13 protein-coding genes and 1 tRNA gene are annotated in these 13,088 nt (G+C 50.1%); 11 read left to right on the top strand and 3 right to left on the bottom strand.

The features are described 5' to 3' along the window. Positions 1-88: 88 nt before the first annotated feature. The 3 genes from JXQ28_08455 to JXQ28_08445 form a co-directional block, all read right to left on the bottom strand. Positions 89-178: transfer RNA gene (locus JXQ28_08455), tRNA-Ser, on the bottom strand. Positions 179-255: 77 nt separating this feature from the next. After that, positions 256-768: a hypothetical protein gene (locus JXQ28_08450; protein MBN2277760.1), complete on the bottom strand. Its 513-nt coding sequence runs from the start codon at positions 766-768 to the stop codon at positions 256-258. Further along, the gene (locus JXQ28_08445; GenBank protein ID MBN2277759.1) at positions 765-1,241 is read right to left on the bottom strand and encodes a nucleoside deaminase; all 477 of its coding nucleotides are present in this window, start codon (positions 1,239-1,241) and stop codon (positions 765-767) included. The genes JXQ28_08450 and JXQ28_08445 overlap by 4 nt, the downstream gene beginning before the upstream one ends. Positions 1,242-1,446: 205 nt before the next feature. Between JXQ28_08445 and JXQ28_08440 the strand changes: the two genes are divergently transcribed. The 11 genes from JXQ28_08440 to JXQ28_08390 all read left to right on the top strand — a co-directional run bounded on the left by JXQ28_08440 (position 1,447) and on the right by JXQ28_08390 (position 13,007). Beyond that, complete coding sequence (locus tag JXQ28_08440) at positions 1,447-3,390, top strand: dicarboxylate/amino acid:cation symporter (GenBank protein MBN2277758.1); 1,944 nt, start codon at positions 1,447-1,449, stop codon at positions 3,388-3,390. Positions 3,391-3,539: 149 nt separating this feature from the next. Continuing rightward, positions 3,540-4,397 carry a zinc metalloprotease HtpX gene (gene htpX, locus JXQ28_08435; protein MBN2277757.1) on the top strand — a complete coding sequence of 286 codons (858 nt, stop codon included), beginning with the start codon at positions 3,540-3,542 and terminating at the stop codon, positions 4,395-4,397. 26 nt (positions 4,398-4,423) lie between these two features. After that, on the top strand, positions 4,424-5,740 hold the full coding sequence (locus JXQ28_08430; GenBank protein ID MBN2277756.1) for an HlyC/CorC family transporter: 1,317 nt from the start codon (positions 4,424-4,426) through the stop codon (positions 5,738-5,740). Between the two features lie 91 nt (positions 5,741-5,831). Beyond that, on the top strand, positions 5,832-6,743 hold the full coding sequence (locus JXQ28_08425) for a cation transporter (GenBank protein MBN2277755.1): 912 nt from the start codon (positions 5,832-5,834) through the stop codon (positions 6,741-6,743). Continuing rightward, on the top strand, positions 6,740-8,134 hold the full coding sequence (gene rlmD / locus JXQ28_08420) for a 23S rRNA (uracil(1939)-C(5))-methyltransferase RlmD (GenBank protein MBN2277754.1): 1,395 nt from the start codon (positions 6,740-6,742) through the stop codon (positions 8,132-8,134). The genes JXQ28_08425 and rlmD overlap by 4 nt, the downstream gene beginning before the upstream one ends. Beyond that, positions 8,131-9,831, top strand: a complete 1,701-nt coding sequence (locus JXQ28_08415; GenBank protein ID MBN2277753.1) for a DUF885 domain-containing protein — start codon at positions 8,131-8,133, stop codon at positions 9,829-9,831. The genes rlmD and JXQ28_08415 overlap by 4 nt, the downstream gene beginning before the upstream one ends. A 104-nt stretch (positions 9,832-9,935) precedes the next feature. After that, entirely contained in the window at positions 9,936-10,142 is a 207-nt protein-coding gene (locus JXQ28_08410; GenBank protein ID MBN2277752.1) for a helix-turn-helix transcriptional regulator, read from the top strand. A 1-nt stretch (position 10,143) separates the two neighbouring features. Then, complete coding sequence (locus tag JXQ28_08405) at positions 10,144-10,350, top strand: hypothetical protein (GenBank protein ID MBN2277751.1); 207 nt, start codon at positions 10,144-10,146, stop codon at positions 10,348-10,350. Positions 10,351-10,481: 131 nt separating this feature from the next. Beyond that, on the top strand, positions 10,482-11,828 hold the full coding sequence (locus JXQ28_08400; GenBank protein MBN2277750.1) for a hypothetical protein: 1,347 nt from the start codon (positions 10,482-10,484) through the stop codon (positions 11,826-11,828). Between the two features lie 4 nt (positions 11,829-11,832). Further along, positions 11,833-12,489 carry a TrkA family potassium uptake protein gene (locus tag JXQ28_08395; protein ID MBN2277749.1) on the top strand — a complete coding sequence of 219 codons (657 nt, stop codon included), beginning with the start codon at positions 11,833-11,835 and terminating at the stop codon, positions 12,487-12,489. 14 nt (positions 12,490-12,503) lie between these two features. After that, the gene (locus JXQ28_08390) at positions 12,504-13,007 is read left to right on the top strand and encodes a cupin domain-containing protein (protein MBN2277748.1); all 504 of its coding nucleotides are present in this window, start codon (positions 12,504-12,506) and stop codon (positions 13,005-13,007) included. Positions 13,008-13,088 lie beyond the last annotated feature (81 nt).

The raw sequence follows: 13,088 nt of genomic DNA, 5'->3' as shown, positions 1-13,088 counted from the left end.
GGATGGAATATCTATAGAACTTTAATCACTCCGGGAAAATGACTGCTATGGCAGAACGAAGGTGAAAAAACAGGCCCCCTGCCTGTTATGGCGGAGAGGCAGGGATTCGAACCCTGGGAACCCGCAAGGGTTCAACGGTTTTCGAGACCGCCCCGTTCGACCACTCCGGCACCTCTCCGTCACCTTTAAAGCGATGGCCCTAATTAATATGTTTCGGCCAAAATGTAAAGCCCAAATTTACCTATCAGCCCGGTCTCAGGGTTTTGGCCGGTAGTATTTCTCTTCTTCCATCAGCCGCTCCTGAGCTTCCACCACCTTCTTCATATACCCGTGGCGCGGCCGAATCAGCTGGTAGGCGATAAATGAAACAAAGACAAATAAAAGCAGATGATCGAAAGTCCCGCCGATAAAATAGTACACCAGACCATAAACCGAAATCGCCGTTGTCAGGGCGGTGCAGATAATGGTAATGGTTAAGGTCCGTCGAGCGAGATCTTCGACGAAAGTCTCCCGGGAGTATATCATCGGAGAAAAAAACAACTTCCGTTTGAGAAATACGGCCATGCCGATATCGCCCAGCGATACAGCCACCAGCACCCATAATAATATCGGAAGCTGAGCGATTTCCAGACCTCGATGGCTCAAGTCGGGGTGATCGACATAGTAGGCCACCAGAAGAAATATAACCGGGACAAAGACATTCATGGCCAAGCTGATATAAATCGGTTTGATCAGTATGGCATTGAGATCGAGATTTTGGTTATTCAATTTAATTTCTCCTTATTCTGTCGGACCTGCCGGAAAAATAGCTGCATCAGGGCAATAGATTCGTCTTCCATGATCCCTGAGATTATTACGATTCTATGGTTAAGCCTTACATCCGTCGGGATTTCGAAAATCGATCCGCAGGCACCGAATTTGGGATCGCGGGCCCCGTACACAATAGTCTTGATTCGGGAAAGAACCGCCGCCCCGGCACACATGGCGCATGGTTCGATGGTCGAATAGAGAAGACAATCTTCCAGCCGCCAGTCACCCACTTTTTCGGCGGCCGAGGTGATTGCGATAATCTCCGCGTGAGCGGTGGCATCTTTGAGCGCTTCGGTTCGGTTATGGCCCCGTCCGATTATCGATCCCCGGCTGACCACCACCGCCCCGATCGGGACCTCGCCCTCATCAAACGCCAGCCGGGCTTCGTCAAGAGCTTTTTCCATGAAAAAGTTATGATTTAATTCCGTCATGAAAAACAATATTGCCCAAACGACATCAATTGGCAAGGCAAAAAGGAAGGCATCGGCGCCGAATAATATCCCCATGTACAACAACGCCTTATGGCAAACAATGGCATTTGGTCGGGATATTGACCATTTATGGTTGCAAAATCGGAATGTAAAGGGTATATTAAATGTTTACCTATGGTTTAAACTTATGAAATGATTAGAGGTTATGAGTAACAGAACAGGCAATATCATCTTGTTGGGAATGGTTGCCGGGGCCATTATCGGAGCTCTCGGCGGTTATTATTTCGGCGGATTTTTTATCGAGATCAAGTTTCTCGGAACGCTTTTCCTCAACGCCCTGAAAATGATTGTGGTTCCCCTGATTGTGGCTTCCATGATCGTCGGTGTCACCTCCCTGGGTGATATCAGGAAACTGGGCCGGACAACCGGTAAAACGCTGGTGTACTATCTGGCCACGACCGGTTTTGCAGTCCTGATCGGCATTATTCTGGTCAATATCATCCAGCCGGGAACAGGTATCAGCGGGATCGGCAACAATGTTCCCGATTTCGTCGCCAAAACCGAGCCGGCCACGTACAGCGACTTTATTGTCAGCCTGATACCGGATAATCTGATCGATGCCGCGGCCAAAGGAAGTGTTTTACCGCTGATTATTTTCTCTCTGGTTTTCGGCGGGGTGCTGACCGCGATCGGCCGCAAAGGACGGCCCGTTATCAGTTTCTTCGAGGGGCTCAATGACGCCATCATGAAGATCGTCGTTATTATCATTTATTTCGCCCCAATCGGTATCCTTTCTATCATTGGCGGTATTGTGGCCGAGAACCGCGGTTCGCTGGTGGAAATCGTCTCGGGACTGGGGCTTTATTCGCTGACCGTAATTATCGGTCTGTTGATTCATGGCATGATTGTTCTGCCCCTTATTCTAAAGGCTTTCGGGAAGAAAAATCCTTTTCAGTATTTCCTGAATATGGGTCAATCGCTGGCAACCGCTTTCACAACCGCCTCATCATCGGCCTCGCTTCCGATCACCATGGAATGTGTCACCGAGAAAAACAAGGTAAGCAGTAAATCGGCCTCGTTTGTTTTGCCGCTGGGAGCGACCATCAATATGGATGGAACCGCTCTTTATGAAGCGGTGGCGGCTATTTTTATCGCCCAGGCGATCAATTTCCCGCTTTCCATCGATGCCCAGATTATCATCTTCCTGACCGCCACCCTGGCCTCGATAGGGGCGGCGGCGATTCCTCACGCCGGACTGGTTACGATGGTGATTGTCTTGTCGGCGGTTGGCTTGCCGCTCGAGGGAATCGGATTCATTTTCGCCGTGGACTGGTTTCTGGATCGATGCCGCACCACGGTTAATGTCTGGGGCGACTCGGTTGGCGCGGCCGTGATCGGTGAAACGGCCGAGATGAAAACATATCAACCGCCGGCGGTGCCGGCGTCACGTTCCCCGCAAACGGATCGGAAACCTCAAAGGAAAAACAAAACCCGTCAGGATCGACCCGAACGGCAGTCCCAACCAGCCACTCCGGATCGCCAGCAACAACAGCGCGGCGGACGGTCGCGGTATGATCGTGATCGGGGTGGTCAGGGTGGACGGCGTGATGGACGTTCCCGACCATCACAGGGAAGGCCATATCGCGATGAAGGTCAGGACCAGAGAAAAAAATCCCCGGCACCGAGCGCGGAGAATTCCCGCGACGCCGGGAGAGAACGGGGTCCCCGGGATGATTTTCAGTCCCGGAAAGTAAAGACTGAACCGGCCGCACCTGAAAAACCAAAAGCCGATGTCAGTCCGGAACTGGATACTATCCGCAAGCAACTGGATACCATCAGCGGTCTCGGGATCGGCGGCCCGGAAATCGAAAGGGAAACCGACTCCAGAAAATCATCCGATGATTTCTTTGATACCAAGTTCTCCAAAATGGACCTGTTTGGAGAGGGCAGAAGAACCGATCAGGGCGGTGCCGAAACCGGTTCCGATTCAGAACGAATCGAACCGGCCAAATCGCCGGAAACCGGCGAGAAATCGGCCGGTGAAACGGCTGATGAAAAGGTGGTGGTTTCCGGAAGGGACGATGAAAAAGCTGATGAACCTCAGGACGATTACTGGGGTCGCGAGAAGAAAAAACGGCCTTACAAATAAACCGCTTGTCAGCGAAATATTTCCTTTTAATCATGGCCGCAGGCAGAACTTTTCGATTGCCTGCGGCGTTTAATCGATGACAAAGCTCTTGACCGGTTTTTCCGGCGGATTTATTTTAGATTGGTATGTTAAGATGAGGTGATGTTTCGATGAACAGTATCAAGGTATTCTTCCTTTTTCTTTTGCTGACATTACTTTTTCTACTGGTAGGCTTCGCGCTGGGCGGCCGTAACGGGATGGTTATCGCCTTTATTCTGGCCGCCGTGATGAATTTTTTTTCATACTGGTTTTCCGACCGGATTGTGCTGAAATTATATCGGGCGCGGCCGGTAGATGAGGCGACTCACCGAAGGCTGTATCGGGTGGTCCGTAGTGTTTCGCAGAAGGCTCCGGTACCGATGCCAAAAATCTATATTATTCCATCCAAGGCACCCAATGCCTTTGCCACCGGGCGCAACGAGAGTCATGCGGCGGTAGCGGCCACCGAGGGTCTGCTGGAAATTTTGAATGACAGCGAGCTGGAGGGAGTTATCGGTCACGAGATGGCTCATATTGTCAACCGCGATATGCTTATCCAGACCGTGGCGGCTACCATGGCCGGCGCTATTGCCATGCTGGCTTCGATGGCCCGCTGGACCGCCTTGCTGGGCGGATACTCCCGGGACGACAGCCGCAACGGCGGCATGATAGGAATGCTGGCAGCCATGATTGTCGCCCCAATTGCCGCCATGCTGATTCAGATGGCGATATCACGCAACCGGGAGTACAGGGCCGATGCCGAGGGAAGCCGGATCACCGGCCAGCCGCTGGCTCTGGCTTCGGCATTAGAGAAATTGCATAAAGCGCCGATCCGTTTGAATCTTGACAAACAGCCCGCCACGGCTCATCTTTTTATCGCCAACCCGCTGAGCGGAAAAGGACTGGCATCTCTGTTCTCGACGCATCCGCCGGTCGAGGAACGAATCAAAAGACTCCAGCAACTGGTCTATGGCGGCGGGGCGGTTTGATTGAGATGACTTTTATTTTTTAGTTAATGGGTAATACTTATATCGAAATCCTGGCTATTGTCATTCTGATTTTAGCCAATGGTTTTTTCTCGCTCTCGGAATTCGCCATCATCGCCAGCCGCAAGAGCCGTTTGAAACGGTATGCCCAGGAGGGCCGCCGGGCGGCCGCCCGGGCTTTTAAAATACACTCCCGCCCCGAATCATTCCTGGCCACTGTCCAGGTCGGGATCACCGTGGTGGGAACCTTGGCCGGGGTTTTCAGCGGCATGACGATCGTCAATTACCTGACACCCGTCATTGCCTCCATTCCCAACAGCCTGATTGCCGGATCGGCCCGGACTCTCTCCTTTCTGATCATCGTCGGGATTATATCATATGCTACCGTGGTAATCGGCGAATTGGTACCAAAATATCTGGCTCTTACCAATCCCGAAAAAATTGCTCTGCTTGTCTCCGGCCCGATCACCCTGTTTGTCCGAATAGCCTTTTTACCGGTCAAAGTCCTGACCCTGTCGGCGCGGGGTATTATGCGGCTGATCGGGGTCAGGAAGACTGCCGGGCGGGCCTCGATTACCGAAGATGAAATCAATATCCTGATTACCGAGGGACGGGAGAAAGGGGTTTTCGATGAAACCGAGGAGGAAATGATCCAATCGGTTTTCGATTTCACCGACACTACTGCCCGGCAAGCCATGACTCCCCGGACCGAAATTATCGGAATCGAACACCATGATCCCCCGGCTGAAATCCTTAAAATAATAAATTCTCATGGCTTCTCCCGTTACCCGGTGTACGATGAAAGCCTCGACAATATTGTCGGCATCATATATACCAAGGATTTGATTCGAATCCTCCAGAACTCCGAATTGATTATTATCAATGATATCATCAGGAAACCGTTTTTCGTTCCTGATTCAATGAAACTCAACACCTTGCTTAAAACCATGCAGAAAAAACGGGTACATGCGGCGATCGTGCTCGATGAATTCGGCGGAACGGCCGGTATGATTACGCTGGAAGATATTCTCGAGGAAATCGTCGGTGACATATACGATGAATTCGATACCGAACAACGCGAATTCGTCATCAAATCGGAAAAAATGGCCTTCGCATCGGGTTCCTTTCGGGTCGATGAATTAAATGATGAATTCGGCACCACTTTTCCCGAAGATGGGCCGGAGACTCTGTCGGGTCTTCTTTTCCAGAAACTGGGCCATCCGTCGATCAAGGGGGAGGAACTGGTGTTGAACGGAATCCGTTTCCGGGTTCTCGAGGTTAAAGGCAACCGCCTCAAACGGCTGAGTATAGAAAAACTGAACAATAATTCCCTGCCCGGTTCCTGATTATTCCCGAAAATTATTATCCACGAATCAAAAACCGATTCGGCTAAATTTCGTATTTTAATGTGTCGAAGGATGTTATATATTGGAGCTGATGACGCATACGCATATTCACAATCGGTCGGGAGGGAGACTGTTTGCGACCATAATTCTCAATGTCGCAATCACCGCCGCCGAGTTTGTCGGCGGTTTGCTGACCGGCTACCTGGCCTTGCTGGCCGATGCGGTACATAATCTTTCCGATGTCGCCGCCCTGATCCTGGCCCAGATCGGCGAAACCGGGTCGCGCCGCCCCCCCTCTAAAATCTCGACCTATGGTTACAAACGCCTGGAGGTTATGACTGCCTTTATTTCGGCGGTGGCATTGGTGATAATCGCCGTTTATATTTTTTATGAAGCTTACCGAAGGTTTCTGACCCCGGTCGATTTATCCTCGCCAACTTTACTGCTGGTTATCGCTACGGTCGGCCTGATCGGAAATATCCTGTCGGTTATTTTGCTCCATGCATCCAGGAGTCAATCTCTCAATATCAAGGCGGCTTTTTTGCATATGCTCTATGACACCCTGTCATCGCTGACGGTGATTATCGGGGCGGTGGTGATTCTGAAAACCGGATGGAATATTATCGATCCGATCCTGTCGGCCGTAATCGGGCTCATGATCCTGTGGTCATCGTTCGATGTCATCCGGGAAGCTACCATGATTTTCCTCGAGGCGGTACCGGCCCGGATCGACTACGACACCGTGGCCAACGCCATTCGGATGCACCCTGAGGTGACCAGTTTGCATGATTTGCATATCTGGTCGCTTTCTTCACGGGATGTCGCCCTGTCATGTCATATTCGTCTCGAGGATTCACGGTACAACGATTCCCCCAGGATAATCAGGGAGATTAATCAGCGGCTCCATCATGATTTCGGAATCGGCCACGCCACCATTCAGCCCGAAAGAGATGATTGTTCCAGCGCCGATATCGGCTGGTACAACAATGGAGAATGCCTTTGAAAATAAGGGATAAAATCGGCGATATCTTCGAAACCGAAATAAAAGACCTCGCCTTCGACGGTAAGTCGGTCGGTTCGTTCGGCGGTAAGATCGTCTTTCTCAACGGCGGCTTGCCGGGGGAAAAGGTGAAAGCCGAAATCACCCGGACCAAATCCAAATTTGCCATCGGCCGGGTTCTGGAAATTATCGAACCCGGACCCGGCCGGATCAAGGCGCCCTGCCGGCATTTTGATATCTGCGGCGGCTGTACCTGGCAGGACCTGGTATACGACCGGCAGTTATTCTATAAACGCAAGCAGGTCCTGGATTGCCTTCGGCATATCGGCCGGATCGATGATATCGAGGTGGGCGAGATTGTCGGCTGTCCCGAACAATTCTATTATCGCAACAAAATGGAGTTCTCATTCAATACCAATGGCAAGGACGGCTTCAACTTCGGACTCCATCGGCGAGGACGGTTCGACCGGATTTTCGATATCGAGGAATGCCGTCTGCAATCCCCCCGTTCCAATAGCATTGTCGCCTGGTTCCGCAATTTTATCACCGAAAACCGGATCCCCATTTACGATGTCGAGGCCCATACCGGTTATATCCGGTTTCTGGTGATTCGTGAAACCAAAAACACCGGCCGGGTGATGCTCAATATCGTGACCGCCGCCGGGGATTTTCCGCTGGCTGATCGTTTGATCGCCTCGGCCGCCGGTGAGTTTCCCGAAATCAGGACCATCGTCCATAACATCAATACCAAAAAATCGAATATCGCCCTGGGGGAATCCGAAGAGATTTTAAGCGGTCCGGGATATATCGAGGAAAAAATTCTCGGCTGTACTTTCCGTATCTATGCCAACTCTTTCTTCCAGACTAATTCCCGGCAGGCCGAAAGACTGTACAGTCTGGCTTTCGATTTCCTGGAACCGAACAACGATGATACTCTTCTCGACTTATACTGCGGAACCGGGACGATCGGATTATGCGCCGCCGGGCGGGTCAGACAGGTTATCGGAATCGAGCTGGAACCGTCCGCGGTCCGGGCGGCCGAGGAGAATGCCCGTCTCAACGGAATCGATAATGCCATTTTCCACACCGGTTCGGTCCAAACCATTCTGGCCGAACAACCGGAGCTGTTCAGGTCCGTCACGGCGGTCATTGTCGATCCGCCGCGGGCCGGACTCCACCCGAAAGCCCTGAAAAAATTAATTGAGCTTGGACCGCCTAAAATTATATATATATCCTGTAACCCGGCCACTTTTGCCCGTGATGCGGCGGTATTTCGGGAAGCCGGGTATGTTTTGAGTAAAACGGTCCCGGTCGATATGTTTCCGCATACCATGCATATCGAACTGGTCGGCGGTTTTTATAAAAATGAATCTAAGACACCGGAGGTATTGTGAAAAAAACAGTTTTTATCATGATAGTCATATTTGCCCTTAATTGGACACTGGCCCTGGGTCAGAACAAGGTCGAAAGCGATTTTAAAAAACTGGCCGATCAGATTCTTGATAATCTTGACTCCTTCTTCCCGGTCGTTTCTGCCCAGAAAGGTATTCATAATTATGATTACACCTTCACCAATTACTCCGGCGGCTCCATTAAAGGTGAAATAGAAAAGTTGAAAAAGTACGAAAAGGATCTGGTCAAGAAATTCGGAAAGGCCAATCTGTCGCCGGAAAGTCGAATTAACTACCGCCTGCTAAAAAGCGGCCTGGATATCACCCTGCTGAATCTGAATAAAATAGAATGGCATAAAAAAAACCCGTACCTGTACGTATCCGATGCCGTTAACGGGATCTACCTGATTGTGGTGTCGGAATATGCCCCGCTGGAGACAAGGGCTCAGAATATTAACGCCCGGATGAAACTGATTCCCGACCTGTTCAAACAGGCCAAAAAGAATCTGAAAAACCCGCCGCCGGTTTACATCCAACTGGCGCGTGAAATGCTCACCACCGGGATCGATTTCTTCCGGACGGTCGAAGCCGATCTCTCGGCCAAATTGCCCGACCTGGCCGGGGAATTGAATGTCTCAACCTCCGGGGCCATTGACGCCATGCGGGATTTTGCGGAATTCCTGGCGACCTTGCCGCCCGGTGATCCCGGTTCGTTCGCCATCGGCAAACAAAACTTCGACTATAAACTGCAGCATGAATACCTGCTCGACTACGATTCCGATTCCCTGCTAAAAATCGGTGAGAATCTTCTTGAGAAATATCGTAATCAATATAATGACTACCTGGCTGAACTCGAGGCGGAAAATCCGACCGTGGATTCGGTCTTTGTTATTGACTGTATCACCCGTAATGATATTCTGCGGTACTATAACTGGGAAGTGGACCAGACCAAGTTGTTTATCGAGCAGAATGGCCTGGTCACCCTGCCGGACAACATCGGCCAATGCCGCGTCGTCGAAACGCCGCCTTTCCTGACCAATATGATTTCCGGAATCGCCTATGAACCGCCGGGAGTCTTCAGCCCGGTCCAGACCGGCCTTTTCTATGTCCGCCCGATTCCCGATTCGATGGATGCCGGACAACGGGAGGCGCGCTATAAATTCATAAATCGCCGCGGTTTTAAAAGCTCGGTCGTCCATGAAGCTTACCCCGGCCATCATCTTCAATTTCAATATGCCTCGCAGATTGAAAATCGAATCCGCAAATGGCATGAAAATATGTGCTTCATCGAAGGCTGGGCGCTGTACTGCGAGGAAATGATGTATGATCAGGGGTTTTACGGCAGTGACAACCCCCGTTACCTGAATATCCTCGGTGGAATTATCTTCCGGGCCGCCCGAATTGTCGTCGATGTCAAACTGCAGACCGGACAGATGACTATCGATGAGGCGGTAAACTGGATGGCCGAACAAACCGGAGGCGATACCTCATGGATCAGGATCGAAATCAATCGCTATACGACGACACCAACCATCCCCATGAGTTACCTGATCGGCAAGGAGGAAATCGTCCGCCTTCGAGACTACCTGATGGAAACCGATGGTGATAATTTCAGCCTTGGGGATTTCCACGATCGTCTTCTCTCCGAGGGAGCCATTCCGCCGCACCTGCTGTGGGATATCTGGGGCTTGAAGGAATAAATCTCCCGACCCTGAAAAACAGAGGGTCTTTTTACTTGATAAAATGTCATTTATAACATACTTTATGTTATGCATAAACAATATACTCACTTAGAGTAATTGTGATGATATTAAAGAATCATATCAAACAGCATCGGGCTCGGCTTGATTTGACACAGAAACGACTGGCTGATAAGGTCGGAGTGAAGCGCCAGACGATTTTATCGATTGAAAAAGGTCATTATGTTCCTTCAGCCCTGCTGGCCTTTCAAATTGCCAGGGCGCTGGGTATGCGGGCCGATGAATTGTTTGAATTATCAGGGGAACTGTAAGATGAACTCTGAGATGGATATAATGAAAATGGATGAGCGTCAGCGTCTTGGCTGGATGCTGGCCAACCGGGCTATTATTTTTGTCATTTTTATTGTCTGGGTCGGCCTGATTGTCAACGAATTCGTCAATAACCGGGTACCGTATTTTCTGATAATAATGATCCCGGTTCTGGCCTTAATTCGATTTCTCTTTATATATGTATTATAATCGAAAATACCAATGATGACCTGATCGGGCGGCGGAAAAACCGGATTCACCGGATAATCCGCCAAATAGATTAAAAGGTTGCCAAAGACTCCCTCGATACTGCATATTACTCCTCAAAAACGGATATATCAGTGGAATTAATTGGCTCCAGGCCGGATCGCAAGGTTATTATCTATTTTGCCCTGACCATCCTGATCGGGACAGGTCTGTTAATGCTTCCCGTCAGCGCCGCCAATAATCAGTTAAGATTGGTTGATGCTCTTTTTACATCGACCTCGGCGGTTTGTGTCACCGGCCTGACAGTTCTTGATACCGGCCATGATTTTTCTTTGTTCGGGCAGATTGTTATCTTGACCCTGATTCAGCTCGGCGGGCTGGGGATTATGACTTTTGCCTCCATTTTGCTGGTTACAGTAGTACCGAGACTATCCCTCCGGGATCGGCTGGTAATTTCGCAAACCTTGGGCGGTGGTCAGATGATCAGGCCAATGACCTTGCTTAAGGCCGTTGCTCTAAGCACTTTCATTATCGAACTGATCGGAGCGGGATTGCTCTTTTTAAAATTTCGGACCCAGTTCCCGATTGGTGAGGCCGTTTTTCATTCCATTTTTCATGCCGTCTCGGCATTCTGTAATGCCGGCTTTTCGACTTTCAGTACCAGTCTGGAATATTATAGCGGAAATTTCTATGTTATCAGCGTCTTTTCCATCCTGATAATCTGCGGCGGTTTGGGTTTTGTCGTTATCGGGGAAATTGTCTCCCGGTTTGCCTATAAAAGCACCCGGGTTTCCCTCCATACCAAATTATGTCTGTCCATGACCGTAGTTCTGCTACTTATCGGAACTCTGGCCTTTATGCTTGCCGATTACGGTAATGTTTTCGGGGATATGAACTTCGGCTGGAGTCTGGTCAATGCTTTTTTCCAGGCGGTGACCTGTCGAACCGCCGGCTTCAATACTATCCCGCAGGCCAATCTGACGGAGGTCAGCCTGCTGGTGACAATGATTTTGATGTTTATCGGGGCCTGCCCCGGCTCCACCGGCGGCGGAGTGAAAACCACCACCATCGCAATCATTTTCCTTCTGGCCTATAACCGTTTCAGGGGACGCATTTCAATTCGCGCTTTCAAAAAAACAATCAGCCACGATTCGGTCATCAAGGCTCTGACCGTTATTGTGGCCGCGGCAACCATCATCGCCATCATGTTCGTTCTTTTCATGTTTGCCGAGGAACATACCATTCCGCATCGGTTATCCCATGGATGGTTCATTGAAAGCCTTTTTGAGATGATTTCGGCTTTTGGAACAGTCGGTTTGTCGCTGGGTATAACCGGCGGCTTGCATGATTTCGGAAAGGTACTTATTATACTGCTGATGTTTATCGGGCGGGTCGGACTCCTGACATTGGTGTTTGCCCTGGCCCGGGAGCCAAAAAAAGGTGAGATTGTTTATATCGAAGAACAGGTAATGGTAGGATAACTATATGCGTGATGAAAAATTCGCCATCATCGGTCTGGGTAATTTCGGGGCCACGGTGGCCCGCGAACTGGCCGATTTGAAGTGCAAGGTAACCGCTATCGACAGCGACAAAAATAAGATCCAGGATCTGGATCAGAAGGCCGAACTGGCCATTGTCGCTGATGCCACCGAGCGTAAATTCCTGGAAAATCTGGGGGTCGAGAATTATACCTGTTTTGTCATCTCGACCGGTAAAGACTCCCATGCATCGATATTAATTACTCTCCATCTCAAGGAACTCGGCGCCCGGAAAATTATTGTCAAGGCCAACTCCTCCGATCATGCCCGGATTTTAATGAAAGTCGGCGCTAACGATGCCCTCATTCCTGAAGAACAGATGGCCATCCGGATTTCACATTCCCTGGCCAAACCGAACCTGCTCGATTTTCTCCCCCTCTCGGGAGACTATTATGTGGCCGAATTAAAACCGGGGAAAAAATTCATCGACCGGATGCTCAAAGATATTGCCATCAGATCGGAGTACCATGTTCAGGTCATCGCCGTTCGCAATTCAATCTCCGGGCAAACCGGTTTCGCCCCGGGCGGAGATTATAAAATAACCAAAAACGATATCCTGATTGTACTCGGCAAGGGTGAGGATATCGAAAAAATCAAGGAATGAGACCTAAATTGAATTTGACGGCCGAGGATATTATCCGACGCCTCAATTTGCGCCCTCTGCAGAGGGAGGGTGGGTACTACCGCGAAACCTATCGCTCGGAAACCATTTTGCCGAGAATAGCACTTACTCCTGAATTAAAAACCAACAAATCTCTTTCGACCGCCATTTATTACCTTTTGACGCCGGATACTTTTTCGGCTATTCATCGACTCCCATTCGATGAAATCTATCATTTCTACCTGGGTGATCCGGTCCGCCTTCTTATCCTGAATCCCGGCGGATCAAGCGAAGTCATTACCCTTGGACCTGATTTGGCCGAGGAACATCAGGTCCAGATGGTCGTTCCCAAAAACCGCTGGCAGGGATCTCGACTTGCGGCAGGCGGCCGATGGGCCCTGATGGGAACCACAGTCGCGCCGGGATTCGATTTCACCGATTATCAGGCCGGAATCCGGGAAAAACTACTGGCTGAATATCCATCACAAGCCGATTTAATTGTTGGTCTGACGCGCTCCTAAGCTCCCGTACATATATCATATAGACTATCCCAATAAAAATAGGCTGATTTATGTTAATATAATGTGTATAACTTTTGTTTT

The sequence above is a fragment of the Candidatus Zixiibacteriota bacterium genome, assembly GCA_016933955.1.
GTDB lineage: Bacteria > Zixibacteria > MSB-5A5 > GN15 > PGXB01 > JAFGTT01.
This window is presented reverse-complemented; position numbering and strand designations above follow the sequence as displayed.

Coding starts and splice junctions, on each gene's coding strand:
- JXQ28_08445 (MBN2277759.1), bottom strand. CDS start 1,241: ATGACGGAATTAAATCATAACTTTTTCATGGAAAAAGCTCTTGACGAA.
- JXQ28_08440 (MBN2277758.1), top strand. CDS start 1,447: ATGAGTAACAGAACAGGCAATATCATCTTGTTGGGAATGGTTGCCGGG.
- htpX (MBN2277757.1), top strand. CDS start 3,540: ATGAACAGTATCAAGGTATTCTTCCTTTTTCTTTTGCTGACATTACTT.
- JXQ28_08430 (MBN2277756.1), top strand. CDS start 4,424: ATGGGTAATACTTATATCGAAATCCTGGCTATTGTCATTCTGATTTTA.
- JXQ28_08425 (MBN2277755.1), top strand. CDS start 5,832: ATGACGCATACGCATATTCACAATCGGTCGGGAGGGAGACTGTTTGCG.
- JXQ28_08410 (MBN2277752.1), top strand. CDS start 9,936: ATGATATTAAAGAATCATATCAAACAGCATCGGGCTCGGCTTGATTTG.
- JXQ28_08405 (MBN2277751.1), top strand. CDS start 10,144: ATGAACTCTGAGATGGATATAATGAAAATGGATGAGCGTCAGCGTCTT.
- JXQ28_08395 (MBN2277749.1), top strand. CDS start 11,833: ATGCGTGATGAAAAATTCGCCATCATCGGTCTGGGTAATTTCGGGGCC.